This window comes from Acidipropionibacterium jensenii DSM 20535 (genome assembly GCF_000425285.1).
In the GTDB taxonomy this organism is placed as follows: Bacteria; Actinomycetota; Actinomycetes; order Propionibacteriales; family Propionibacteriaceae; genus Acidipropionibacterium; species Acidipropionibacterium jensenii.
The window spans coordinates 101274-127786 of sequence record NZ_AUDD01000008.1; the positions used below are offsets into that span (position 1 = coordinate 101274).

18 protein-coding genes, 1 pseudogene and 1 riboswitch are annotated in these 26513 nt (G+C 69.1%); of the genes and pseudogenes, 13 read left to right on the forward strand and 6 right to left on the reverse strand.

Annotation, left to right across the window (positions count from 1 at the left end; all coding sequences use genetic code 11):
* Window positions 1-32: 32 nt before the first annotated feature.
* A complete protein-coding gene (locus H590_RS0107090) occupies window positions 33-746 on the forward strand; it encodes an HAD family hydrolase (protein WP_028703011.1) in 714 nt (237 codons plus the stop codon).
* A 38-nt stretch (window positions 747-784) separates the two neighbouring features.
* Window positions 785-3325 carry a glycoside hydrolase family 65 protein gene (locus tag H590_RS0107095; protein WP_028703012.1) on the forward strand — a complete coding sequence of 847 codons (2541 nt, stop codon included), beginning with the start codon at window positions 785-787 and terminating at the stop codon, window positions 3323-3325.
* 161 nt (window positions 3326-3486) lie between these two features.
* On the opposite strand, the pseudogene H590_RS15445 reads toward H590_RS0107095, so the two are convergent.
* The 3 genes and pseudogenes from H590_RS15445 to H590_RS15450 all read right to left on the reverse strand — a co-directional run bounded on the left by H590_RS15445 (window position 3487) and on the right by H590_RS15450 (window position 9839).
* A pseudogene (locus tag H590_RS15445) lies at window positions 3487-5596 on the reverse strand (glucose PTS transporter subunit IIA).
* A gap of 104 nt (window positions 5597-5700) precedes the next feature.
* Window positions 5701-7659, reverse strand: coding sequence for a 1,4-alpha-glucan branching protein GlgB (gene glgB, locus H590_RS0107105; RefSeq protein ID WP_028703013.1), 1959 nt, complete (start codon window positions 7657-7659; stop codon window positions 5701-5703).
* 155 nt (window positions 7660-7814) lie between these two features.
* Window positions 7815-9839 carry an alpha-1,4-glucan--maltose-1-phosphate maltosyltransferase gene (locus H590_RS15450; protein WP_232021069.1) on the reverse strand — a complete coding sequence of 675 codons (2025 nt, stop codon included), beginning with the start codon at window positions 9837-9839 and terminating at the stop codon, window positions 7815-7817.
* A 368-nt stretch (window positions 9840-10207) separates the two neighbouring features.
* Here H590_RS15450 and glgP point away from each other — a divergent pair, with 368 nt between their 5' ends.
* Window positions 10208-12727: an alpha-glucan family phosphorylase gene (gene glgP, locus H590_RS0107115; RefSeq protein ID WP_425393485.1), complete on the forward strand. Its 2520-nt coding sequence runs from the start codon at window positions 10208-10210 to the stop codon at window positions 12725-12727.
* Window positions 12728-12889: 162 nt separating this feature from the next.
* Here glgP and glgX read toward each other — a convergent pair whose 3' ends face one another.
* Complete coding sequence (glgX, locus tag H590_RS15455) at window positions 12890-15085, reverse strand: glycogen debranching protein GlgX (RefSeq protein WP_051238271.1); 2196 nt, start codon at window positions 15083-15085, stop codon at window positions 12890-12892.
* A gap of 209 nt (window positions 15086-15294) precedes the next feature.
* On the opposite strand from glgX, the gene H590_RS0107125 reads away from it, so the two are divergent.
* The 7 genes from H590_RS0107125 to H590_RS0107155 all read left to right on the forward strand — a co-directional run bounded on the left by H590_RS0107125 (window position 15295) and on the right by H590_RS0107155 (window position 21733).
* Window positions 15295-16497 (forward strand): cysteine desulfurase family protein, encoded by a 1203-nt coding sequence (locus H590_RS0107125; RefSeq protein ID WP_084149341.1) that lies wholly within the window; start codon window positions 15295-15297, stop codon window positions 16495-16497.
* Window positions 16498-16556: 59 nt separating this feature from the next.
* Window positions 16557-17663: a tRNA 2-thiouridine(34) synthase MnmA gene (gene mnmA, locus H590_RS0107130; RefSeq protein WP_084149342.1), complete on the forward strand. Its 1107-nt coding sequence runs from the start codon at window positions 16557-16559 to the stop codon at window positions 17661-17663.
* A gap of 56 nt (window positions 17664-17719) precedes the next feature.
* Complete coding sequence (locus H590_RS0107135) at window positions 17720-18688, forward strand: uroporphyrinogen decarboxylase/cobalamine-independent methonine synthase family protein (RefSeq protein ID WP_414973641.1); 969 nt, start codon at window positions 17720-17722, stop codon at window positions 18686-18688.
* A gap of 31 nt (window positions 18689-18719) precedes the next feature.
* Entirely contained in the window at window positions 18720-18926 is a 207-nt protein-coding gene (locus H590_RS0107140) for a hypothetical protein (RefSeq protein ID WP_028703018.1), read from the forward strand.
* Between the two features lie 50 nt (window positions 18927-18976).
* A riboswitch (TPP riboswitch) is annotated at window positions 18977-19073 on the forward strand.
* A 7-nt stretch (window positions 19074-19080) separates the two neighbouring features.
* Window positions 19081-19926, forward strand: a complete 846-nt coding sequence (locus H590_RS15460) for an ABC transporter ATP-binding protein (RefSeq protein WP_051238272.1) — start codon at window positions 19081-19083, stop codon at window positions 19924-19926.
* The gene (locus H590_RS0107150; RefSeq protein ID WP_036981467.1) at window positions 19923-20693 is read left to right on the forward strand and encodes an ABC transporter permease; all 771 of its coding nucleotides are present in this window, start codon (window positions 19923-19925) and stop codon (window positions 20691-20693) included. Before H590_RS15460 ends, H590_RS0107150 begins: the two co-directional genes overlap by 4 nt.
* Window positions 20690-21733: an ABC transporter substrate-binding protein gene (locus H590_RS0107155; protein ID WP_036981469.1), complete on the forward strand. Its 1044-nt coding sequence runs from the start codon at window positions 20690-20692 to the stop codon at window positions 21731-21733. The genes H590_RS0107150 and H590_RS0107155 overlap by 4 nt, the downstream gene beginning before the upstream one ends.
* A gap of 28 nt (window positions 21734-21761) precedes the next feature.
* Here H590_RS0107155 and H590_RS0107160 read toward each other — a convergent pair whose 3' ends face one another.
* Together H590_RS0107160 and H590_RS0107165 are read right to left on the reverse strand one after the other, a co-directional pair.
* Entirely contained in the window at window positions 21762-22289 is a 528-nt protein-coding gene (locus H590_RS0107160; RefSeq protein ID WP_028703021.1) for a VTT domain-containing protein, read from the reverse strand.
* Between the two features lie 13 nt (window positions 22290-22302).
* Window positions 22303-22914: an ACT domain-containing protein gene (locus tag H590_RS0107165; RefSeq protein WP_028703022.1), complete on the reverse strand. Its 612-nt coding sequence runs from the start codon at window positions 22912-22914 to the stop codon at window positions 22303-22305.
* A gap of 150 nt (window positions 22915-23064) precedes the next feature.
* Here H590_RS0107165 and gatC point away from each other — a divergent pair, with 150 nt between their 5' ends.
* Genes gatC through gatB form a run of 3 tightly spaced genes read left to right on the forward strand, consistent with a single transcriptional unit; the run spans window position 23065 to window position 26476 of the window.
* Window positions 23065-23400, forward strand: coding sequence for an Asp-tRNA(Asn)/Glu-tRNA(Gln) amidotransferase subunit GatC (gatC, locus tag H590_RS0107170; RefSeq protein ID WP_084149343.1), 336 nt, complete (start codon window positions 23065-23067; stop codon window positions 23398-23400).
* A gap of 26 nt (window positions 23401-23426) precedes the next feature.
* On the forward strand, window positions 23427-24974 hold the full coding sequence (gene gatA / locus H590_RS0107175; RefSeq protein ID WP_028703024.1) for an Asp-tRNA(Asn)/Glu-tRNA(Gln) amidotransferase subunit GatA: 1548 nt from the start codon (window positions 23427-23429) through the stop codon (window positions 24972-24974).
* Window positions 24971-26476, forward strand: coding sequence for an Asp-tRNA(Asn)/Glu-tRNA(Gln) amidotransferase subunit GatB (gene gatB / locus H590_RS0107180; protein WP_028703025.1), 1506 nt, complete (start codon window positions 24971-24973; stop codon window positions 26474-26476). Before gatA ends, gatB begins: the two co-directional genes overlap by 4 nt.
* Window positions 26477-26513: the final 37 nt, after the last annotated feature.

Genomic DNA, 26513 nt, shown 5'->3' on the forward strand with positions numbered 1-26513 from the left:
AGACGACCTGGTCACGCCCATAGCATGGCCCCATGGACTGGACCGATTACTCGGGTGCCCTCTTTGATCTGGACGGCGTCCTCACCCCGACCGCTGTGATCCACCGGAAGGCCTGGAGTGAGATGTTCAACTCCTTCCTGGCCGAACACCCCGGCGCCAGGGCCTACACCGATGAGGACTACTTCCAGTTCGTCGACGGCAAACCCCGCTACGACGGGGTTCGTGCGGTGCTCGCCGACCGCGGCATCGCGATCGACGAGGGCAGCCCCGACGACCCGCCCCAGGCCCAGACCATCTGCGGGCTGGGCAACCGGAAGAACGACGCCTTCGTCGAGATCCTGTCCCGCGACGGCATCGGCCCCTACCAGGGCTCCCAGCGACTGGTCGACTGGTTGGCGGCCCAGCGCATCGAGATGGGGGTGGTCTCCTCCTCCCTCAACGCCGAGGCGGTGCTGAGGGCCTCGGGCCTGCGCAGCCGGTTCGATGTCGTCGTCGACGGTGTGGTGGCCGCCGCCGAGGGTCTGGCGGGCAAGCCCGCCCCCGACACCTATCTGCGCGGGGCGCAACTGCTGGGTCTGGAACCGTCGCGCTGCGTGGTCTTCGAGGACGCCGTCTCGGGGGTGGCGGCCGGTGCTGCCGGGCACTTCGGTCTGGTGGTCGGGGTCGACCGGGGGGTCGGCCGGGACCGGCTGCTCGCCTCGGGGGCCGACATCGTGGTGGACGATCTGAAGGAGGTCATCAAGTGAATCCCGACGGCGCACAGCATCTGGCAGATCCGAGACGACTGAGGTTCCACGACGACCCGATCGACCGTTTCCGCTTCCCCGACGACCAGTGGGCCCTGGTGGAGACCCAGCCCAGCACCGAGGACCTCGGCAAGACCGAGACCCTCTTCTCGGTCGGCAACGGATACCTGGGCATGCGCGGCAACCCGTCCGAGGGACGTGACACCCACACGCACGGCACTTTCATCAACGGATTCCATGAGGTCTGGGACATCCACCACGCGGAGAACGCCTACGGCTTCGCCCGCACCGGCCAGACCATCGTCAACGTGCCCGACTCCAAGCTCATGAAGCTCTACGTCGACGACGAGCCCCTGCTGCTGTCGGCCAATGAGCTGCAGTCCTACAAGCGCTGGCTGGACTTCCGCGAGGGGGTGCTGCGCCGTGAACTGGTATGGCGGACACCCGCCGGCAAGCTGGTCCGGGTGGCGACCTCCCGGATGGTCTCCTTCACCCAGCGGCACCTCGCCCTGATGAGCATCGAGGTCACCATGCTCGAGGGCGACGCCCCGGTGGTGATCAGCTCCCAGATCCTCAACCGTCAGGACGGCCAGGACGAGTACCACGTCCCCGGCGCCTCCCTGGGGGAGGGCCTGGACAACGATCCGAGGAAGGCCCAGCGGCTCGGCGACCGGGTCCTGGAGCCCCAGCTGCACTGGCACTCCGACCGCAGGATGATCCTCGGCTTCCGCACCGCCCGCTCCCGGATGACCCTGGCGGTCGGCGCCGACCACTTCATCGACACCGAGAACGCCTACGACGAGATCATCGACACCACCTCCGAGATGGGCAAGAAGGTCTACCAGATCGAGGCGAAGCAGGGTCAGCCGATCCGGATCCAGAAGTCGGTCGCCTACCACACCTCCCGCGGGGTGCCGGTCACCGAACTCTTCGACCGGGTGCGACGCACCCTGGACCGGGTCCGGGACCGGGGCACCGAGTGCTACTACGACTCCCAGCGGGAGTGGTTGAAGGACTACTGGGACACCGCCGACGTGCGGATCAAGGGGGCGCCGACCGGCGTCCAGCAGGCCGTCCGCTGGAACCTCTTCCAGATCGCCCAGGCCGCCGCCCGGGCCGATCAGCGCGGCATCCCCGCCAAGGGGGTGACGGGCTCGGGGTACGAGGGCCACTACTTCTGGGACACCGAGGTCTACGTCATCCCGATGCTCACCTTCACCCATCCCCGGCTCGCCGAGAATGCGCTGCGGTTCAGGGTCAACACGCTGGCCCAGGCCCAGTCGCGGGCCGCCGAGCTGTCGGAGCAGGGGGCGCTGTTCCCGTGGCGGACGATCACCGGCGAGGAGGCCTCGGCCTACTACGCCGCCGGCACCGCCCAGTACCACATCAACGCCGACATCGCCCACGCCCTGATGACCTACGCGTGGGCCACCCGGGACAAGAACTTCCTCTTCCACGACGCCGCCCCGGTGATGATCGAGACCGCCCGGATGTGGGCCGATCTGGGATTCTGGCGGGTCAACGGGGGACGCCAGTTCCACATCCACGGGGTCACCGGGCCCGATGAGTACACCACGGTGGTGAACAACAACTTCTACACCAACGTGATGGCCCGGGCGAACCTCTTCGACGCCGCCGCGCTGATGCGCAGGATGGCCGAGGAGGACCCGCTGTGGTTCGAGCACCTGTGCGCCGAGCGTCATCTCAGCGTCGATGAGATCGGGGCCTGGGAGGAGTGCGCCGAGGGGATGGTGATCCCCTTCGACGAGACCTTCGGCATCCATCCCCAGGACGACCAGTTCCTGGAGCGGGAGTTGTGGGACCTGGCCAACACCCCCGCCTCCAAGCGGCCCCTGCTGCTCCACTACCACCCGCTGGTGATCTACCGCTTCCAGGTGCTCAAGCAGGCCGACGTGGTGCTGGCGATGTTCCTCCAGGGTCAGGACTTCACCCAGGCGGTCAAGCTCGCCGACTTCGAGTACTACGACCCGATCACCACCGGTGACTCCAGCCTGTCCTCCCTGGTCCAGTCGATCATCGCCGCGGAGGTGGGCCACCAGGAGATGGCCATGGAGTACTTCCGCGAGGGCCTGTACTGCGACCTGTCGGACTCCCACGGCAACTCCTCGGATGGCGTCCACGTCGCCTCCACGGGAGGGATCTGGGGGTGCCTGGTCAACGGCTTCGGCGGGATGCGCTACTACAAGGGCAGGCTGAGTTTCGATCCCCGGCTGCCCGCCGACTGGACCTCGATCCGCTACCACCTGGTGCTGTCGGGCAAGGTGCTGGAGGTCGAGCTGCAGCGCGACGAGATCATCTTCACCCTCACCTCGGGCCGCGAGCTGGACGTCACCGTGCGCGGTGAGCAGATCCATCTCGGCGACCAGCCGGTCCATGTGCCGCTGGCCGACCAGGGGCCGCTGCGTCCCATTCTCAACGGGAGCTTCCCGGTAGCCGGCCTGCGCCGGGCCGACGGATCCCTGGTGACAGCCGAGGTGCCCGACGCCGTCCCGGAGGCGGTGCCCTCCCCGCGGTCCTCGACCCCGGCGATGAGCCTGGCCGATCCGCACGCCACCTGAGCCGTCCAGGACCGGAACGCCGTGATGGCCGCGACCCGGTGGTCGCGGCCATCACGGCGTTCAGTCGGTCCAGTTAGTGCTGTCAGTTCAGACAGTGCCGCCAGTCCCGACGGGGCCCTCGGGGTGCCGGGGGACCGTCGGCCCCCAGCACCCCGCAGCCCTCAGCTGGTGGTGACCGAGATCACCTCGGTGGAGGTGTCGACATGGTCGGCGGGGATCCCCGTCACCTTGGCGAAGGCGAACCCGTTGGTCACCAGCACCGGGGTGATGTTGGAGTACCCGGCGTCGGCGATGACCTTCTTGTCGAAGACCACCAGGGGCTGGCCGGCGGTGACGGTGTCACCGGCGCTGACCTTGACGTCGAATCCCTTGCCGCCCAGTTCGACGGTGTCGACGCCGACATGGATGAGCAGTTCGACGCCGTTGTCCAGCTTCAGCCCGAAGGCGTGGCCGGAGTCGGGGGCGGTCACCACGGTGCCGTCGGCCGGCGCGTAGACGGTGTCTCCCTCGGGTTCGATCGCGATGCCCTGGCCCACAACACCGGTGGAGAACACCGGATCGGGGATCTCGGTGATCGGCAGTGCCCGGCCCCACCAGTGGAGAGGTGATCGCGAAGGTCCGTGACCCGGCCTCAGAAGCCGCACCGGAGGAGGCGGCCGCCTCGCCGGAGGCTGCCGGGGCACTCCCAGGTCCCGTCACGTCGGTGGACACCGGGGTGGCCGTGCTGCCGACCGCGGCGGTGGCTGGGGCACTCACCGGAGCCGTGCTGGCCGGGGCGCTGTCGGCGGCCGCGGCGGCATTCTTGGTGGCCAGTGCCTCGGCCTTCTGCTCGGCGGTCCGGTAGTCGCGGATGATCACCATCGCCATCGAGGCGAAGAAGGCCGCACCGATCGCGATGCAGTACAGCGGGATCTTGTTGAAGGCCGGGATGGTGAGCAGGGAGGTGAAGACGAAGGCGCTGGTGTGCAGCCCGCCGCCGATCCCGATGATCACTCCGCCCAGCAGGCAGCCGACCAGCATCGACGGGTAGACCCGCTTGTAGCGCAGATGGATGCCGTAGAGGGAGGGTTCGGAGATGCCGCCGACCAGGCCGGCGACCAGGGCTCCGGTGGCCGTCTGGCGCATCGTCGGATCCTTGTCCCTGACCGCCAGCACCAGGACACCGGCGGTGGCGCCGAAGCAGGCGAAGTTCCAGGCGCCCATCGGGCCCTGGATGAAGTCGTACCCGAGGGTCTGGATGTTGAGCAGCATGATGGCGTTGATCGGCCAGTGCAGGCCCAGCGGCACCATGAAGGGATAGACCAGCGGGATGACGATGGCGAAGATGAAGGGTGACAGGTTGTTCACCGCGCTGAGGCCCTTGGCCAGGTAGGCGCCGGCGTAGACGCCGATCGGTCCGATGATGAAGGCGGTCAGCGGGAGCATGATGAGCATCGCCAGAAAGGGCACGAAGATCAGCTGGAGGTTCTCCGGCACGATCCTCTTCAGCCCCTTCCACAGCGGCCCCAGCACCGCCGCCATCAGGAGCGGCGGGAAGACCTGGGATCCGTAGTCGAAGATCGTCAGCGGGGCTCCGAAGACGTGGACCACGCTGACGGTGGAGCCGGCGATGGTTGCCGACTCCGCGACACTCTTGAGGGCCGAGAACCCCGGCAGCATGACGATCGCCATGATCGCGAAGCCGACCCAGGGGTCGGCGCCGACCTTCTTGGAGGCGTTGTAGGCCACCATCAGCGGAAGGAAGTAGAAGACCGTCTTCCAGGTGAGGTTGATGAACTGCCAGGAGGGGGACAGTGGGACCCGCGGGTCGGCCCAGTTGCCGATCACACCGGTGGTCGCCATCAGCGACATGAAGGTGATGAACAGCGAGGCGCCGAGCAGGGCTCCGATGATCGGACGGAAGGAGTCCGAGAGGAACTCGAAGAAGCTGTCGAGCCAGCTGAACTTCCCGCGTGGGCCTCCGGACCGTGCGGCGGCCTTGATCGCCGCATCGGTCTTGGCCCCCGATCCCGCCGACGATCCGCCGGTCATCTCCGGCAGGTCCATGATCTCGTTGAAGACGGTGGTGACGGCACCCCCGATGACCACCTGGTAGCGGTCCCCGCTCTGGGGGACCGCCCCCATCACGCCGGGGATCTGCTCGACGGTCGGGGTGTTGACCACCGACCCGTCGACGAGCTGGAACCGCAGGCGGGTGGCGCAGTGGGTGAGGCTGGCGATATTGCCCGGCCCACCCACCGCCTTCACTATCTCAGCTGCTGGTGAGGACATGACGATGGCCTTCCTTGGACGTGGTCTTCACAACGCCTCGGTCGAGGCATTGCCGGCAAGCTTAATGTCTGCGCACGTCAACATCGCCAGGTCAGGCGGTGTGTTCACTGCTGGGCGGGCCGGTCCTCCTCGGACTGAGACTCGTCCTGGTCGTCGGCGGACAGCGCGTCCTGGTCCTGGTACTTCAGCCACACCGTGCCCATCGGCGGCACCACCAGGGTGGCGCTGGCGGGGAAGTCCCCGAAGGGTTCCTCGGAGGCGACGATCTGGCCGAGATTGCCGTACTGGCCGGTCCCGTCGTAGCGCTTGATGTCGGTGTTGAGGATCTCCTTCCAGACCCCTGGGAACGGAAGCCCGGTCTCGTGGTTGGTCTGGGGGTTGGGGGAGAAGTTGGTGAAGCAGGCGATGACGTGGCCGTCCTTGTCGCGCCGCAGCCAGGAGAACATGTTCTCCTGGGCGTCGTTGGCGTCCAGCCAGGCGAATCCCTCCGGGTCGTAGTCGAGCTGCCACAGCTCGGGATGGGCCCGGTAGATCAGGTTGAGATCGCGGAACAGCCGCTTGAGTCCGCCGTGGCCCCACATGTCGGCGACGTACCACTCCAGGCTCACCGACTCGTCGAACTCGTGACGCTGGCCGAACTCCTGACCCATGAAGATGAGCTGCTTGCCCGGGAAGGCCCACATGTAGGAGTAGAAGGCGCGCAGGGTGGCGAACTGCTGCCAGTCGTCGCCCTGGATCTTGTTGATCATCGCCTCCTTGCCGTGCACCACCTCGTCGTGGCTGATCGGCAGGATGAAGTTCTCCGAGTACTGGTAGACCATCGCGAAGGTCATCTCATTGTGGTGGTACTGCCGGTGGAAGGGGTTGAGTCCCAGGTATCCCAGGGAATCGTTCATCCACCCCATGTTCCACTTGAACCCGAAGCCGAGCCCTCCCTCGTTGACCGGCTTGGTGACACCGGCGAAGCTGGTCGACTCCTCGGCGATCATCAGGATTCCGGGGTGGCGCCGGTACAGGTGGGAGTTGACGTAACGCAGGAAGTCGATGGCGTCCAGGTTCTCCCGGCCGCCGAACTTGTTGGGCACCCACTGGCCCTCGGGGCGCGAGTAGTCCAGGTAGAGCATCGAGGCGACGGCGTCGACCCGCAGGCCGTCGACGTGGAACTCGGAGACCCAGTAGAGGGCGTTGGAGATGAGGAAGGACTTCACCTCGTTGCGCCCGTAGTTGAAGATGTAGGTGCCCCAGTCCAGGTGCTCCCCCTGCCGGGGGTCGGCGTGCTCGTAGAGGGCGGTGCCGTCGAACCGTCCCAGCGCCCAGTCGTCCTTGGGGAAGTGGCCGGGCACCCAGTCCATGATGACCCCGATGCCGGCCTGGTGGAGCTGGTCGATGAGGTAGCGCAGGTCGTCGGGGTTCCCGTACCGGCTGGTGGGGGAGTAGTAGCCGGTCACCTGGTATCCCCACGAGGGTGCGAAGGGGTGCTCCGACAGGGGCATGAACTCGACGTGGGTGTACCCCTGCCACTGCAGGTAGGAGATGAGGTCATCGGCCAGGTCGCGGTAGCTCAGCCCCTTGCGCCAGCCGCCGAGATGCATCTCGTAGATGCTCATCGGCTCCTGGTAGGCCTTCGAGGCGGTGCGCCGGTCGATCCAGTCGTCGTCCTCCCAGGTGTAGTCGGACTCCCAGACGATCGAGGCGTTGCCGGGGGCCTGCTCGGAGTAGCGGGCCATCGGGTCGACCTTCTCGTGCCAGGTGCCCCACTGGTCGAGGATCCGGTACTTGTACCTGACCCCGGCGCCGACCCCCTCGATGAAGGTCGCCCACACCCCGGAACCGGGGATGAGGTGCAGGTCGTCGCCGTTCCACCAGTTGAAGTCGGCGACCACCTGGACCGCCTTGGCGTTGGGAGCCCACACCGCGAACCGGGTTCCGGTGATCGGTCCGCGCTCGTCATCGTCGACCGTGACGATGTGGGAGCCGAGCCGCTTCCAGGCTTCGGTGTCCCCGCCCGAGTGGAATCCCTCGAGGTCCCATCCGGTCAGTCCTCCAGCGGTGTCGTGAGCCATCTGCGTGGTCCTTCCCTTGCGGTGTCCTGATCGGGCGTCATCGCCGACTCGGAACTGATCGTGGTTGTCCCACCGTATGCCCTGAAGGGGATCCGGGCGGGGGTTTGCAGGAGTGCGGTCGGGATCTGTGCTGCTGGACGTCAGCGCTGGAGGTGTCAGTGCTGAAGCTTGAGGATCCGGGCCGGCTGGGCGGGCCACAGCTCGACCCAGTCGTTCTCGGCCCAGACGGTGTCGACCCCGGTGAGTTCGTCGTGCAGGGCGAAGGTGCTGCCCGGCTCCAGGCCCAGGGCCGGCAGATCCAGGTCGACGTGGGCGCTCACCCCGGAGACCGGGTCCAGACCGACCACCACGATGACGACGTCCTCGCCGGCCCGCTTGGAGAAGCACAGCACCTGGTCGTTGTCGGTCGGGTGGATGGTCACGTCGCGCAGCTGCTGGAGGGCCGGATGATCGCGGCGGATCCAGTTGAGCCGGGTGATCAGCTCGATGATGTTCGGCTGGGCCTCCCAGTCCCGCGGCCGGTACTGGTACTTCTCGGAGTTGAGGTACTCCTCGCGTCCCGGAAGGGCCTCGTGCTCGCACAGCTCGAATCCGGAGTACATCCCCCAGGAGGGGCTCATGGTGGCCGCCAGCACCGCGCGGATGGCGAACCCGGCCGGGTTGCCGTCCTGCAGGTAGAGCGGGTTGATGTCGGGGGTGTTGGTGAAGAAGTTGGGCCGGTAGAAGGGGCTGGTCTGCTGGGAGACCTCGGTGAGGTACTGCTCCAGCTCCCACTTCTCGGTGCGCCACACGAAGTAGGAGTAGCCCTGCTGGAATCCCGCCTTCGCCAGCGCCTGCATCATCTCGGGGCGGGTGAAGGCCTCGGCCAGGAAGATCACCTCGGGGTGACGCCGGTGCATCTGCTCCATCAACCAGGCCCAGAAGTTGACCGGCTTGGTGTGCGGGTTGTCGACCCGGAAGATGTGCACCCCGTGGGAGATCCAGAACTCCAGCAGCCGCACCACCTCGTGGTAGATCCCCTCCGGGTCGTTGTCGAAGTTGACCGGGTAGATGTCCTGGTACTTCTTCGGCGGGTTCTCGGCGTAGGCGATGGTGCCGTCGACCCGGGTGGTGAACCACTCCGGGTGGCTGGTCACCCATGGATGGTCGGGGGAGGCCTGCAGGGCGAAGTCAAGAGCCACCTCCAGGCCCAGCTCGCCGGCGCGGGCCACGAACCGGTCGAAGTCCTCGAGGCTGCCCAGATCCGGGTTGACGGCGTCGTGGCCGCCCTGCGCCGATCCGATCGCCCAGGGCGAACCCGGATCGAAGGGTCCCGGTTCCAGGGAGTTGTTGGCCCCCTTGCGGAATGCCGTGCCGATCGGGTGGATCGGCGGCAGGTAGACGACGTCGAATCCCATCCTGGCGGCGGCCTCCAGCCGCTCGTAGGAGGACTCGAAGGTCCCCGAGACCCAGGACCCGTCGACATTGCGGTGGGCCCCCTGGGACCGTGGGAAGAACTCGTACCAGGAGCCGTAGAGGGCGCGACGGCGCTCCACCTGCAGGGGGGTGGGCCGACTGACGGTGCGTAGATCGCGGGGGGAGTCGACGACCATCACCCGCGCCAGCTCGGGGTTCTCGACGACCTCGGCCAGCAGCTGATCGGCGGGACGGCCCGGATCCAGCGCCTCGGTCGCCCTCCCGATGATCTCCACCGCCGCGGAGCGTCCGGCGGCCTGTGCACGGTCGGCGGCGCGGTCGAAGAGTTCACGACCCTCGGCGCAGACCAGATCGATGTCGATGCCGGCCTGCAGCTTGGCCGCGGCGTTGTGGTGCCAGGTGCCCCAGGTGTGCGACCAGGCCTCCACGTGCATCAGCCAGTCGCCCTCGCAGAAGGCGTGCACCCGGGCGGTCCAGATGTCCAGACCGATCGGCTCGACCTGGGTCATGTCGGTGACCACCCGCTTGCCCCGGGGGCTGGTGAGCACCACCGAGGCGCCGACCAGGTCGTGGCCCTCGCGGAAGACATTCGCCGAGACGGTGAACTCCTCGTCGACCACCGCGTAGGCGGGCAGCCGGCCGTCCTCGACCACCGGCTGGACGTTGCGGATCGGGATCCGCCCGAAGCCGCGCAGCGGCAGTGCACCGGGGGTGTCGATGGCGTCGGGATCGTGTGGGGGCCGGGCTCCGGCGGCCAGCCTCATCAGGGCGGCGATGTCCTCGGCGCTGGGGGCCTGCGGATCGGCCGCCGACCCGGAGGGGAGGCCGCCCGAGGGCTTGCTCGCCTCATCGGCGGCGGGCTGGAGGGGGGCACTGCGATGAGGGGGACGCTTGGGGGCCATGGAACTCTCCTGGCTGGGATCGACGCTGATTTTCCTCCGGACGGCGTCCACGCTACCGGGATGCCCCGACGCTGTCAGGTGGGCGCTGACGGATCGTCGATCGGAACGGTCCCGGCGGGTTCCCGCGCGCCCCTGGGCGGGAGCCCGCCCGTGGGCGATCGCGCACCATTCGCGCGCGGTCGTATAGGGTGCGCGTCGTGCGTGCTATTCGACGATTCATCGTCCAACCCGTGCTTCCGGAACCCCTCAAGCCACTGAGCAGGCTGGCCACCAATCTGCGGTGGAGCTGGAACCTGGACACCCGAGCCCTTTTCGGCGACATCGATCCGGCATTGTGGGAGGAGGTCGACCACGACCCGTTCAAGCTGCTGGCGCGGACTCCCAGCGACCGGCTCGACATCCTGGCCCACGACAAGCGCTTCCTGCGCCGCCTGGAGCTGACGGTCGCCGACCTCGACGAGTACCTCACCGGTGATCTGTGGTTCCAGAAGTGGGCCAAGGAACACCCCGAGGCACCGCGCACGATCGGATACTTCTCCGCCGAGTTCGGCATCACCAAGGTGCTGCCGCAGTATTCCGGCGGCCTGGGAATCCTGGCCGGCGACCACCTCAAGGCGGCCTCCGACAACGGCGTCCCGATCATCGGCGTCGGACTGTTCTATCGGCACGGCTACTTCCGCCAGTCCCTCAACGCCTCGGGCTGGCAGCAGGAGCGCTACCCGGTGCTGGACGCCAACGAGATGCCGGTGACCCAGCTGCGCGACGGAGACGACCCGGTGCTCATCCCGGTCCAGATCTTCGGCAACGAGGTCAAGGCCCAGGTCTGGGTGGTCCAGGTCGGTCGCGTCCCTCTGCTGATGCTCGACACCGACATCGACGCCAACCCCGGCCCGATGCGCGAGATCACCGACCAGCTGTACGGCGGGGACGCCGAGCACCGGCTCGTCCAGGAGGTGCTGCTGGGAGTCGGCGGGATGCGGGCCCTGCGCGAGTACTGCCGGGTCAGCGGCCACGCCGTCCCGGAGGTCTACCACGCCAACGAGGGTCACGCCGGATTCCTCGGCCTGGAGCGGATCCGCGAGTACATGGAGACCGGTGACGACTTCGACACCGCTCTGGAGCGCACCCGCGCCGGCAACGTCTTCACCACCCACACCCCGGTTCCGGCCGGCATCGACCGGTTCCCGATCGACCGGGTCCGCGACCAGTTCAGCGGCTTCGGCCCGCTGCCGATCGACCGGGTGCTCGACCTGGGTCGGGAGACCTATCAGGGCGGAGACCCCGGCATCTACAACATGGCGGTGCTCGGATTCCGCGCCGGGCAGCGCGCCAACGGCGTCTCGGAGCTTCACGGTGAGGTCTCCCGTGAGATGTTCCACGGCCTGTGGCCGGGATTCGCCGCCGCCGAGGTGCCGATCGGATCGGTCACCAACGGCGTCCATCACCTCACCTGGATCCACCCGGAACTGCTCAACCTGATGCAGCCGGTGGTCGGCGACTCCGGACCGCAGATCCACGACGGCTGCGACTGGACCGCCCTCAACCGGGTCGGCGATCAGACCCTGTGGAGCGCCAAGCGGCACATGCGCACCGCGATGATCGAGATGGCCCGCAAGCGGCTGCACGCCAGCTGCCGGTCCCGGGGAATCTCCTCGGACTGGGTGGACGACGCCCTGGACCCCAATGTGCTGACCTTCGGGTTCGCCCGTCGCGGCGCCTCCTACAAGCGCCTCACCCTGATGCTGTCGGATCCCGAGCGACTCAAGAGGCTGCTCAACGACCCGGCCACCCCCATCCAGATCGTCATCGCCGGCAAGGCTCACCCGGCCGACAATGTCGGCAAGGGCCTCATCCAGCAGATGGTCCAGTTCGCCGACCAGGAGGATGTCCGCGGCAAGATCGTCTTCCTGCCCGACTACGACATCTCCCTGGCCCGTCCGCTCTACCCGGGCTGCGATGTCTGGATGAACAACCCGCTGCGTCCCCTGGAGGCCTGTGGCACCTCCGGCATGAAGGCCGCTCTCAACGGTGCGGCGAACCTGTCGGTGCGCGACGGATGGTGGGACGAGTGGTACGACCCGCGGTTCGGCTGGGAGATCCCCTCGGCCGAGGGGATCAGCGATCCCACCGCCCGTGACGCCCAGGAGGCCGAGTCCCTCTACGACATCATCGAGAACGAGATCGTCCCGAAGTTCTACAACCGCGACTCCCACGGGCTGCCGACCGCATGGTTGAAGATGATGCGCGACACCGTCCAGATCCTCGGGCCGAAGATCCTGGCCTCCCGGATGGTCAGCGACTACGTCGAGAAGCTGTACACCCCGGCCGCCGTGTCGTCGCGTCAGGTGGAGGGACAGGCCGCCGCCGATCTGGCCGCCTGGAAGCGCAAGGTGCGCGCCGCCTGGCCGAAGGTCCAGGTGCGCCGGGTGGAGTCCAGCCTCAGCGACCGGGTCGCGATGGGCGCCGAGGTGCCATTCGCCGCCTGGGTCGACCTGGACGGGCTGAATGCCGAGGACGTCGGGGTCCAGGTGGTCCTGGGTCAGGTGGACGCCGATGACTGGCTGCACGACCTGGAGATCGTCCCGATGACCCTGGACGGCACCAATGAGCGGGGAATCTCCCACTTCTCCGCCACCGTCAAGGCCAAGGATCCCGGTTCCTGGGGGTGGACGGTGCGCGCGGTTCCGAAGAACCCGCTGCTGGCCGGCGACGTGGAGATGGGTCTGGCCGCGGTCGCTCCGGGGGAGTGACTCGCTGTCTGAGCACCATCTGACAGCGCACCATCAGGAAAGAGGTCTGGTCGAGTTCGGGGCACTACAAGCACCCGAACTCGACCAGACCTCTTTTGTGTCTGGACGCGTCCTGCGTCCGGACGCGAGGGCCGACCCGCCATGGGCCGGACCTCCCGGCCCTTACTCGGCGGTGGCCGGGGAGATGGCGGCCCAGTCGGGACCCATCTGGGCCGAGGTGAGGTGATCGGCCTCATCGGCCTGCGTCGCGGGCTCCGGAACGGCGGTCAGATCGCCCTCCAGAATGATCACTGAGCGCGGCGGCAGGACCAGCGAGCTGGACGCGGCCAACGGACCCTCGGGCACCTCGTCGGGCTCGGCGGTGTGGGCCACCATGGTCCACGAGCCGCACCAGTGCGCCGAGGGCAGCACGACGTCGATCGGGTCGGCGCCGCGGTTGTACCAGACCAGCATCGCCTCGTGCTCGTCGGAGGTGTAGCGCCCCAGCACCGTGCGGCCCCCGTCGTGCCAGTCCTCGGCGGCCATCTCGCCGCCCTGGCCCGAGAGCCAGGTGAGCTCGACGCGGCCGGTCGGTTCGCCGTCGGCGTCCAGCACCTCCTCGCGCTGCCGGTAGGTCGTCGGCCGCAGGGTGGGGTGGTCGGCGCGCAGCTGCGACAGGGTGGTCATGAGATCGGTGAGATCGGTCCACGACTTCGCCTCCTCCCAGTCCACCCAGGAGATCGGGGAGTCCTGGCAGTAGGCGTTGTTGTTGCCCTGCTGGGTGCGGCCCAGCTCATCGCCGGCGACGATCATCGGGACACCGGCCGAGGTCATCAGGGTGGCCAGGAAGTTGCGGATCTGGCGATGCCTCAGGGCATTGACGGCAGGGTCCTCGGACTCGCCCTCCCAGCCGCAGTTCCACGACCGGTTGTCATTGGAGCCGTCGTGGTTGTCCTCGCGGTTGGCTTGGTTCTGCTTCATGTTGTAGGTGACCAGGTCGCGCAGCGTGAAGCCGTCATGGGCGTCCACGAAGTTGATCGAGGCGCCGGGGAAGCCGTAGAGATCGTCAGATCCCGACAGCCGGGTGGCCAGCTCGTGGACCCCCTCGGTGGCGCCGCGCCAGAAGTCGCGCACGTAGTTGCGGTACCGGTCGTTCCAACAGCTCCAGTCGTCTCCCCAGCGGCCCACCTGGTAGCCGTAGGGGCCGAGGTCCCAGGGCTCTGCGATGTGCTTGACCTGGCTGAGCACCGGGTCCTCGCGGATGAGCTTCTTGAAGGGGTGGTTCTGGTCGACGCCGTGGTCGGCGTCGCGGATCAGGGTGGTCGCCAGATCGTAGCGGAAGCCGTCGACCCCCATCTCGGTGACCCAGTAGCGCAGTGAGTCGGCGATCATCTCCAGGACGCCCGGATTGGCGGTGTTGACCGAGTTCCCGCAACCGGTGACGTCGTAGTCGTTGCGGTGGTCATTGGTGAGCCGGTAGTAGGTGTTGTGGTCGATGCCGCGGAAACACAGCGTCGGGCCCTCGTGGCCGCCCTCCCCGGTGTGGTTGTAGACGACGTCGAGGAGAACCTCGATGCCGGCGCGGTGGAACTGGGTCACCATCTCCTTGAACTCGCGGACCTGCTCGCCGGTGGTGCCGACCGAGCAGTAGGCGGCGTGCGGCGCGAAGAAGCCCAGGGAGTTGTAGCCCCAGTAGTTCTTCAGACCCTTGCCGACGATGAAGGGCTCGGAGACGAAGTGGTGAATGGGCAGCAGCTCGATGGTGTTGACGCCGATGCTGGTGAGGTGCTCGATGACCGCCGGGTAGGACAGTCCGGCGTAGCTGCCCCGCAGATGCTCGGGCACCAGCGGGTGCAGCCGGGTGTAGCCCTTGACGTGCGTCTCGTAGATGACGCACTCCTCGATCGGACGTCGACGGGCGATCGGCTCGGGGGCCGGGGTGGACCTCACGACCACCGACATCGGAACCGCCGAGGCGGAGTCGCGGGTGTCGGGGGTGTAGTTGGACTCCTCGGTGTGGTCCAGGATCGGCCCGGAGTAGTCGACCCCGGCGGTGATGGCCCGGGCGTAGGGATCCATCAGCAGTTTGGCCGGGTTGAACCGCATGCCGGCGCCGGGATCCCAGGGGCCGTGCACCCGGAAGCCGTAGAGCTGTCCCTCGGTGATGTGGTCGACGAAGACGACCCACACACCGTCGGAACCCATCTCCATGTGCACATTGCGCTGACTGCGGTCGGTGTTCACCAGGGCCAGTTCGACCTGGCTGGCGCGGGGAGCCCACAACCCGAACCGGCAACCGCCGTTCATCAGCTGGGCCCCCAGCACACTGGAATCAGTGGGAGAGGGCACGGGCAATGTCTCGGCAAGAGCTTGAACCATGAAATTGAGGACCTACCTGCTCGCGGATGCCGCCGGTGAGACGACAGGAAATCGTAGCCCGGCTCGCACTAGGGTTTCACTCAGATGGGGATATTCCCCGTCAAGCGGATTCATTCGCCATGTCGTACGCCGCACGCTAGGCGGCTGGTGACGAAGGTTCCGGGCCCCTCGGCCGAGGTGTCGGGCGGTACCCTGCCGCGGTGAGCGCAATGACCAGCACATCGGGACCCTCCGGCGGGCCGGGACGCAGCGGGGACCGGACCCACGAGGGGTGTCGGGACGGGGGGCGGACGGCTGCGCCGGCCTCCCGCAGCTACCTGGACCATGCCGCGACCAGCCCGTTGAGACCCGGCGCGCTGGCGGCGGTGGTCGCCACCGGAGCGGTCGCCAACCCGGCCGCCGTGCACACCGCGGGACGTCGCGCTCGAGCCATGCTGGACGATGCCAGGGAGCAGATCGCCTCCCTGCTGGGAGTTCGGCCCCTGGAGATCGTCCTCACCTCCGGGGGGACGGAGGCCGACACCCTGGCACTGCTGGGGGCCGGCGGTGCGGGAACGGTCGGGATCTCGGCGGTGGAGCACGCGGCGATCGCCGGTCTGACCGCCCCCGGGCTGATGGGCGAGCGGGCCCGGGTGCTCCCGGTCGACGCCGACGGCGTGGTCGATCCGTCGTCGATCGCGGCTCTGGACGCACCTGGACTGGTGAGTGTGATGACGGCCAACAACGAGACCGGCACCCTGGAGCCGGTCGCCGAGTGCGCCCGGCAGGCCCACCGGGCCGGCGCCCTGTTCCACACCGATGCCGTCCAGGCCCTGGGGCATCTGCCGGTCGAGCTCGCCGAGTGGGATGTCGACCTGGCCTCCTTCTCGGCCCACAAACTCGGGGGACCGGTCGGGATCGGGGCCCTGTGGGTCCGTCGCGGGGTCACGGTGGCACCGGTCGCCGCCGGTGGTCGTCAGGAGGCCGGGCTGCGGTCCGGCACTCAGATGGTCGCTCTGGCCAGGGGTTTCGCGGCGGCTCTTGACGAGGCCGTCGCCGAGATGGGCCGGCGCACCGAGCTGTGGGGCAGGCTGCGGTCCCGGCTGGTGGAGGCGGCTGGTGCGATCGAGGGGGTCCGGGTCGACGGCGGGGACCGGGTGAGTGCGGCGGTCTGCCATCTCAGCGTGGCCGGGGCCCGGGGGGAGAATCTGCAGCTGCTGCTGGATGCCCGGGGGATCGACTGCTCCACCGGGTCGGCCTGCCATGCCGGGGTGGCCGCTCCGAGCGAGGTGATGCTGGCGATGGGGCGCTCCCGCCAGCAGGCCTCCTCCTGCCTGCGGTTCTCCTTCGGGCCGGAGACCACGGTGGCCGAGATCGACAGGCTGGCCGCCCTGCTTCCCGAGGTCGTCACGCAGGCGCGTGCGGTGCGTTGAGTGCAGGCGCGCTGCGGCGGGGCGCGGGTAGCATGGGCCGCCGTTGAAAGGGGACCGACATGAGAGTTCTGGCCGCAATGTCGGGAGGAGTCGACTCCGCGGTGGCCGCCGCCCGGCTGGTCGCCGCCGGTCACGACGTCACCGGCGTCCATCTCGCCCTGTCGCGCACCCCACTGGCCTACCGCGAGGGGTCGCGGGGCTGCTGCTCCCTCGAGGACTCCTTCGACGCCCGGCGGGCCGCCGACCGGATCGGCATCCCCTTCTACGTGTGGGACTTCTCGGAGCGGTTCGCCGAGGAGGTGATCCACCCCTTCATCGACGAGTACCGGGCGGGTCGCACCCCCAACCCGTGCCTGCGCTGCAACGAGCGGATCAAGTTCGCCGCCGTCCTGGAGCGGGGCCTGGATCTCGGCTTCGACGCGGTGGCGACCGGCCACTACGCCCGGCTGGAGACCCGCGAGGGGATCACCAGGATGCGCCGTGCGGTCGACCCCGGCAAGGACCAGTCCTATGTGCTGGGGGTGCTCAACCAGGAGCAGCTGTCCCACTGCCTGTTCCCGTTGGGCGACTCCTACAAGACCGAGGTGCGCGCCGAGGCCGCCCGACTGGGGTTGACGGTCGCCGACAAGCCGGACTCCTACGACATCTGCTTCATCCCCGACGGGGACACCGCCGGATGGCTCTCGGACCAGCTGGGCGAGCACACCGGTGAGTTCCGCGACGAGACCGGGGATGTGGTCGGCCACCATGACGGCTACCACCACTTCACCATCGGTCAGCGACGCGGCCTGCACCTGGGAACCCCTGCCTCCGACGGCCGGCCACGCTATGTGCTGGACATCGAACCGGTCTCCAACACCGTGGTGGTCGGCCCCTCCGAGGACCTGGAGGTGCATCGACTGGAGGCCATCCGGCCGGTCTGGTGCTCCGACACCCCCGGAACCGACTCCTGGGTCGGGCAGGTCCAGGTCCGCGCCCACGGCACCCCCGTGGAGGCCCGCGTCCAGCGGGTCGACGGCGGAGTGCGGATGACCCTGCGGACGCCACTGAAGGGAGTGGCGCCCGGCCAGGCGGCGGTGCTCTACGACGGCGACCTGGTGGTCGGATCGGCGACCATCTGCGGCACGGACCGGGCCGGCACCGACATCGTCGGGGCCACCCGGTGAGGGCCACCGCGCTGGGCTCCCTGCCCGGTCGGGACTTCCGCGGGGCGCTCGCCTCGATGGCCGAGTACTTCCCCGATCTGATCCCGCTGCCCGAACTGCCCGATCGGGGTCCCGGGGCAGGGATCCTCGGGCGCGGGACAGCCCAGCTGGAGTCCATCCCGACCGACCTGGGCCCGGCCGGCTGGCGGCTGGCCGACGCCGACGACCGGGCCGCCCGGTCGGCGCGTGCCGGCTGGCGCAGGGATCTCGACGATCTGGAGGAGACCCTGGCCGGGGAGTCCGCCACCGTCAAGATCGGCATCTGCGGGCCCCTCACGCTGGCCGCCGGGGTGCACCTGCGCCACGGCGAGGCGGTCCTCGACGACCCCGGCGCGCTGCGCGACGTCGGCCAGTCGTTGGCCGACGGCCTGGCCGCACAGCAGGCCGAACTGAGCCGCAGGATGCCCGCCGTGGACTGGGTCTGGCAGCTCGACGAGCCGGCCGCACCGGCCGTGCTCGCCGGACGCGTCGCCACCCAGTCGGGACTCCATCGCTATCCCGCGATGGCCCCGCACACCGCCACCGGTCTCATCGGCCCGGTCGTCAACGCCCTCCGGACGGCCGGAGCCGCCCGGGCGGCCCTGCACTGCTGCGCTCCCGGACTGCCCTGGGACCTGCTGGAACGGATCGACATCGACGACCTGCTGGTCGATCGCGACGCACTGGGCCACCAGGATCTCGACCACTGCGCCGAATGGCTGGAGTCGGTCCCCCGGACCGGCAGCGCTGAGCCGGGGGAGTACCGGAGGCTGGGTCTCGGCCTGGTCCCGACCAGTGCACCGGACCGGGTGATCTCGGCCGACCAGATCCTCGACCGGCTGGTCGAGGTGAGCCGACGCATCGGGGTGGACCGACGTCTGGTCCTGAGCGGGTGCATCCTCACCCCGGCCTGCGGACTGGCGTCCTGGTCCCAACCGTCCGCCGCGCGCCAGTGCGAGCAACTCGCCCGCGCCGCACAGCTGGCCGAGGAGGCGCTGCGCGACTGACCGGGCGGACCACGATGGCTACCATGGCCGGGTGGGCATCTTCACCGACCTGAACCTCAACGGACGCGCACCGGTGCGCGTCCAGCCGAAGATCGGCGAATGGGGGCCCAGGGGGGTTCCCTCCACCCGCGCCAAGAAGGTTCAGCGGATCATCGCACCGATCGTCTTCGTCCTGGTGCTGGCCGGACTGGCCGCGCTGTTCTACTTCTTCTATCGGATCCTCATTCCGCAGGGCTGATTCCGCGGGGCTGAGCGCGGCCGGCCAGGCCCGCTCGGTATACTCACAGGCTGAAAGACACGGGGTGCCTCCCATCGTGGGGCTGAGATAACACCCGCCGAACCTGATCTCATTTGCATGAGCGGAGGGATGTCACGATGCGTCGGCGCATGCAATGGTGAACGCTCCGGTGAGCGGTGCGCGGGCCGGCCGGCCGGCCATCCGGATCGACGATGCAAGCTACCGATACCCCCACTCGAGTCATCCGGTGCTGGCCCATCTGAGTCTGACCGCCGCGGTGGGGGAGCACATCGCCCTGGTCGGCCGCTCGGGGTGCGGCAAGTCCACCCTGCTGAGGCTGATCGCCGGCCTGGCCGAACCCGTCACCGGGACCATCGAGGTGCTGGGCCACCGCGACCCCCACGACAGACTGGACGGCTGCGCCATGATGCCGCAGAACGATCTGCTGCTGCCCTGGCTGAGGCTGGTCGACAATGTCGCCATCGGACTGCGCAACAAGGGGGTGGCGCGCCGTGAGGCGCGCACCCGCGCACTGGCGGTGCTGGACCAGTGGGGACTGGCCGAATGGTCCCGGTCCCGGCCCGACAAGCTGTCGGGGGGAATGCGCCAACGCGCCGCCCTGGCCCGTGCCCTGCTGGCCGACAAGCCCGTGCTGCTGGCCGACGAGCCGCTGGGATCCCTGGACGCCATCACCCGTGCGGACGGCCAGCGGTGGCTTCGCCGCGCCGTCCTGGCGGCCGGCGCCACGCTGATCCTGGTGACCCACGACGTCGAGGAGGCGCTGCTGCTGTCCCGGCGGGTCATCCTGCTCGGACCCGCAGGACCGCGACCGGCCGCCGCCCAGGGATCCTGGCCGGGCTGGTTCGACGATGACCGCCGTCGCGAGCAGATCCTGGCCGATCCCCGGTTCGCCGCCGCCCGGACCGCCGTCCTGGAGGCCCTCGGCGACTCCGCGGAGGCCTCTGCGGGGTCCGGCCCGGTGCCGGGGGAATCCCGATGAGGCACCTGATGGCCCGGGTGCTGCCAGCCGCACTCACCGTGCTGCTCGTGCTGGCCGGCTGGATCGGCCTCACCGCCTCCGGACAGGTGGCCGACTACGTCATCCCCTCCCCGGGCTCGGTGCTGGCCTCCCTGATGACGAACTGGCCCGACACCCTGGGCCGGGCCACCATGGTCACCGCCGCCGAGACCCTGGCCGGGGTCGGCGCGGGGGTGGCGGTCGCCGTCGCGATGGTTGTCCTGACCGGCTGCCTGCCCCTGGTCGGGCGCTCCCTGACGCCGTTGCTGGTCGCCTCCCAGGCCATCCCGACGATCGTCATCGGGCCGCTGCTCACCATCGCCCTGGGGTACGGGATGTCCCCGAAGATCATCGTGGTCGCACTGCTGTGCTTCTTCCCGGTGGCTCTCAACCTGATGGCCGGGATCGGTTCTGTGGACCCCCGACTCATCGACGCCATGCGCACCCTGAACGCCGGGCGCAGCGCGCTGTTCTGGCGGGTCCGCCTGCCCCACGCCGCACCCCGCGGATTCGCCGGCCTGCGGGTCTCGGTGACCTTCGCCCCGGTCGCCGCCGTGTTCGCCGAGTACACCGGTTCCACCGACGGCATCGGCTATCTCATGCTCCAGGCCATCCCGCGTCTGGCGACCGACTTCGTCTTCGCCCAGGTGGTGGTGCTCACCGCCCTGTCCGGCCTGTTGCTGGGCGCCGCAACCCTGCTGGAGCGCCTCATCTGCCCCTGGATCACCCCCGAACGAGGAGAATCATGACAGCTGTCCACAACCCCACCCTCAACACACCGATCAGTCGCCGTCGACTGGGCGGCCTGTTCTGCGGCGCACTGGCCGCCGCAGGCCTGGCCGGATGCGGGCGCACCGAGGCCCGGTCGGCGTCCTCCCCGTCGGCGAGCTCGAAGCTGAGCCTGCTGCTGGACTGGAACCCGAACCCGGACCACGTCACCCTCTACACCGCCGTGCACACCGGGGCCTTCACCAAGGAGGGGATCGAGGTCGGCATCCAGAACCCGGCCAACACCGCCGACGCCGCCAAGCAGGTCTCCCTGGGCCAGGTCGACCTGGCCGTCAGCTACGAGCCCGACACCCTCATCGCGGTCGGCCAGGGGCTCGACGTCATCTCGGTGGCCGCCCTCATCCCGGTCAGTCTCACCTCCCTGATCGCCAAGAAGTCGCGGGGGATCACCGCCGGGGCACAGCTCAAGGGCCGGACGGTCGGACTGTCCGGGCTGGCCTCCCAACGGCCCAGCGTGGAGTACATCGCGCGCCGCTCCGGGGTCGATCCGGCCACCATCACGATGCCGAACATCCAGCAGAGCCTCAGCCAGGCCCTGCTCACCGACAAGGTGGACGCCATCTACGGCGGTTTCCGCAACATCGAGGGAATCGAGCTCGCCGAGAAGGTGCCGGTCGACGTCATGCCGGCCACCGAGCTCGGACTTCCCGACTACGCCGAACTGGTGATCATCGCCAGCCGTCGGCGGCTGGCGCAGGAGAAGGGGTACGCCGAGAAGGTGCGGGCCTTCCTGCGGGGACTGGCCGCCGGTCAGAGCGCCGCCCAGAAGGACCACAGCACAGCCGCCGAGGCGATGACCGCCCCGACCAGGGGCTCCTACCAGCCGCAGATGGTCGCCAAGATGGTCGACGCCACCGTCGGGCTGCTGGGAACCGGACCGTTCGGAGTCCAGAAGCCGGCCGACTGGGCGGCCTTCGCCACCTGGATGCACCGCAACGGGCTGCTCGACAAGGCCCTGGACGGAGCCTCGGGCACCACCAACGACTACCTGCCCGCCTGACCCGGCGCGCTGACGTCCCGGCCCGGGCTCACAGCACCAGGTGGACGCCCCACCTGGTGGCCAGGGCCAGGGCCAGGCAGCGCACGAAGAAGCCCACCGTCACCCACACCGAGAAGGACCAGAACCGCATCCTCGTGGTGGCCGAGTAGATGACCACCAGGTAGACCGGCGGGATGCCGGTGATCGCCGAGAAGACCAGGATCGGCATCCCCCAGCGGGGGTTCTCCACCATCCGGGCGACCCGCCCGTTCCACCGGCGCCATCTCTCCCGGCGGGAACCGGGGGGTGGGGCGGTCTTCTCCCGAGGGGCGAACCAGCTCAGCTGGCGACCCTTGCGGACGGCCAGGAACATGATCTGCTTGCCGACGCCGTGGCCCAGGGCCAGGCCGATGGAGACCTCCAGAGGTCCCAGCAGACCGCTGGCCAGGGACCCCACGATGAAGATCTCGGAGTTGAGGACCGGCACGAGGCTGGAGGCGATGCCGAAGCCGAATGCCGAGAGGACCTCGTACCAGAACCGCAGGCTGGTCCACGCCGCGGCCTCAAGGGCAACCACGAATCGCCCCGGATCAGTTCGCGAGTGCGGCCAAGTGCTGCAGCCGGTTGAGCTCGGAGGCCAGGAACTCCGGGCCCCCCTGACGTCCCAGCACCAGACTGCGTCCACCCGACAGCGGGGCGACCGCCACCACGGTGTCGCCCCAGCCGGCCATCCAGCCCTCGTCCAGATCGGTCGAGTGGGTGGCGTCCAGCGGATTGAGCCGGTCCACCGCCTCAGGGGTGAACTCGGGGGCCAGGGCGGTGGAGGTGAGCACGGAGCGATCCGGGCTGAACAGGGCCGCCCACTGGCAGTGGAAGACCACCGGGGTGGCCTCGGTGAGGATCTCGGCGCCATGGGCCGGATCCTCGGCCATCCGGTTGAGAGTGGCGATGTCGGACTCGATGCCCCAGTTCTCCGGGTAGCGCGACAGCCACAGCACCTTCACCCCGTCGAGCATGTCGCAGGCCGACACCAGGGTGTCGGGAAGGGTGCTCGGGGGCAGGGTCAGGATGAAGTCGTCGATGGCGTAGCCGGGGCCCTTCTCCACGATCTCGACCGCGGAGATGTCAGCGTCGACCGTCCCCATCGCAGTGGCGACGAACCCCAGTGAACCCGGGGTGTCGGGAAGTTGAACGCGAAGCATGAGCACGCTTCATTCTCCCCCCGGCGGTCGACGGTCCAAAATGTGCGACCTGTGAGAGCGTCGCGGACAGGCCCTAGGATGGGCCAGCAGGGCTGTGGACACTCATCGGGCCGCGCCACTGGCGCCGCCCCTTGTCCCATTGCCCGCGTCATGTTCTCTGCCCCGTCCCCCAGGAGGATCATCGTGGCTCTCACGCCGGATGACGTCACCCGTCTGGCCGGCCTGGCACGCATTGAGCTGACCGCCGATGAGACCGCCACGCTGGCACCCCAGCTTGAGGTCATTCTCGACGCCGTCGCCAGCGTGTCGAAGGTTGCCACCGCCGAGGTGCCGCCCACCTCTCACGCACTGCCCTTGGTCAATGCCTTCCGACCGGATGAGGTGAAACCCTCGATGCCGGCCGAGGAGGCGCTGGCGATGGCTCCGCGCGCCGAGCAGAACCGGTTCAGGGTGCCGAGGATTCTCGACCAGGAGGCCCAGGGATGAGCGACACAGGGATGAGTGAGACGGGGATGACCTCGGCGGTCACCACCGGCGACGCCGAGATTCTCACCGCCAGCGCCTGCGACCTGGTCGCCGCGATGGAGGCGGGGGAGCTGAGCTCGGCCCAGATCACCCGCGCCTGTCTGGACCGCATCGAGCAGGTCGACGGTCAGGTCAACGCCTTCCTCGCCGTCGACGCCGACCGGGCGATGGACCAGGCCGAGGGGATCGACAGAAGGCGGGCAGCCGGTGAGAAGCTCGGCCCGCTGGCCGGCGTCCCGCTGGCCGTCAAGGACCTGTTCTGCTACCGCGGGATGGCCACCACGGCCGGCTCGCGAATCCTCGAGGACTGGATCTCCCCGTACACCTCCACGGTGGTCCAGCGATGCCTGGACGCCGGGATGGTCGTGCTCGGCAAGACCAACCTGGACGAGTTCGCGATGGGTTCCTCCACCGAGACCTCGGCCTTCGGCCCCACCCACAACCCGTGGGCCCTGGACCGGATCCCCGGCGGTTCGGGCGGTGGATCGGCGGCCGCCCTGGCGGCCTTCGAGGCTCCCCTGGCGCTGGGCACCGACACCGGAGGGTCGATCCGGTTGCCCGCCTCGGTGACCGGCACGGTCGGCGTCAAGCCCACCTACGGCGGCACCTCGCGGTACGGGGTGATCGCGATGGCCAGTTCCCTGGACCAGCCCGGACCCTGCGCCCGCACCGTGACCGACGCCGCCCTGCTGCACCGGGTGATCGCCGGTCACGACCCGATGGATCAGACCTCGATCCCCCGCGATGTTCCCCCGGTGGTCGAGGCCGCCCGGGGCGCCGACCTGTTGGGGATGCGTCTGGGAGTGGTCGCCGAGCTGTCGGGCGACGGCTACGCCCCCGGCGTCTCCCAGCGGTTCGGCGAGGCGGTTGCCGCCCTCCAGGAGGCCGGCGCCGAGATCGTCGAGATCTCCTGCCCGCACTTCAAGCACGCCCTGGGCGCCTACTACCTCATCCAGCCCGCCGAGGTGTCGAGCAACCTGGCCCGCTACGACGCGATGCGCTACGGACTGCGTCTGGACGACGACGGCAACCACTCCGCAGAGCAGGTGATGACGATCAGCCGCGGCGCCGGGTTCGGCGCCGAGGCCAAGAGGCGGATCATCCTGGGCACCTACGCCCTGTCTAGCGGCTACTACGACGCCTACTACGGTTCGGCCCAGAAGGTCCGCACGCTCATCGCCCGGGACTTCGAGCACGCCTGGGACAGCTGCGACGCCCTCATCTCACCGACCACCCCGACCACCGCCTTCCGGATCGGGGAGCGCACCAACGACCCGCTGGCGATGTACCAGGCGGACCTGTGCACCATCCCGGCGAACCTGGCCGGACTGGCGGCCGGCTCCTTCCCGGCCGGACTGGCCCCCGAGGACGGCCTGCCGGTCGGCCTGCAGGTGATGGCACCGGTGCTGGCCGACGACCGCGTCTACCGGGTCGGAGGGGCACTGGAGAAGCAGATGACGGCGGCCTGGGGAGCACCTGTGCTCGCCCAGATCCCGCCGCTGTCCGGGGCACACGAGACGGAGGGGCTGCGATGAGCGCCTGGACCACTGACGACCTGCTCGACTACGACGAGGCCATCGAGCGCTTCGACCCGGTGCTCGGCCTGGAGGTCCACGTCGAACTGTCGACCGCCTCGAAGATGTTCTGCGGCTGCTCGACCGACTCGGAGGCCGAGCCGAACACCCACGTCTGCCCGGTGTGCCTGGGGCTGCCCGGCTCGCTGCCGGCGATCAACGCCCACGCGGTGGAGTCGGCGATCCGGATCGGTCTGGCCCTCAACTGCGAGATCGCCCCGTGGTGCCGGATGGCCCGGAAGAACTACTTCTACCCGGACATGACCAAGGACTACCAGATCTCCCAGTACGACGAGCCGATCTGCCACGACGGCCACGTCGACCTCGAGGTCGACGGGAAGACCTACCGGGTGGAGGTCGAGCGGGCCCACATGGAGGAGGACGCCGGGAAGTCGCTGCACGTCGGCGGCACCGACGGCCGCATCCAGGGCGCCGCCTACTCCCTGCTGGACTACAACCGCGCCGGCGTCCCGCTCATCGAGATCGTCACCAAGCCGGTCCGCGGGCTGGGCGCCAAGGCCCCGCACGTGGCGCGGGCCTACATGGCCCACCTGCGCGACATCATGGTCGCCCTGGGCGTCTCGCACGCCCGCCTGGAGAAGGGCAACCTGCGCTGCGACGCCAACGTCTCGCTGATGCCGAAGGGCACCGACGTGCTGGGCACCCGCACCGAGACCAAGAACGTCAACTCGCTGCGCTCGGTGGAGGGGGCCCTCACCTACGAGATTCAGCGTCAGGCGGCCGTCCTGGCCGGCGGCGGGAAGGTCCGCCAGGAGACCCGGATGTGGCAGGAGACCGGGGAGTACACGATCGCCGGGCGGGAGAAGTCCGACGCCGAGGACTACCGCTACTTCCCCGAGCCCGACCTGGTGCCGATCGAGGTCTCCCGCGAGCGGGTCGAGGAACTGCGCGCCACCCTGCCCGAGCTGCCCGCCGCCAAGCGGGCCCGGCTGGGCGCCGAGTGGTCCTTCGACCACCGCGAGATGGACGCCGTCGTCAACGCCGGTGCCCTGGAGCTTCTGGAGCAGACGGTGATCGCCGGCGCCGCCCCCGAGGCGGCCCGCAAGTGGTGGCTCACCGAGCTGTCCCGGCGGGCCAACGAGGCCGGCTGCGACCTGGCGGAGGTCGGCATGACCCCCGCCCAGGTGGCCGAGGTGCAGAAGATGGTCGACGCCGGGACGCTCACCGACAAGCTCGCCCGCCAGGTCATCGACGGGGTGCTCGCCGGTGAGGGAGAGCCCCAGCAGGTCGTCTCGGCCCGTGGCCTGGCCGTCGTCTCCGACGATGGCGCCCTGGGGGCCGCCGTGGACAAGGCGATCGCGGCCAACCCGGGCATCGCCGAGAAGATCCGCGGCGGCAAGGTCCAGGCGGCCGGGGCGCTCATCGGCCAGGTGATGAAGGCGATGCGCGGCCAGGCCGATGCCAAGAAGGTCCGCGAGATCATCCTGTCGAAGCTGTCCTGAACCACTCCCCGGGCCGTCGGGAGGCGCCGGCGGTCCG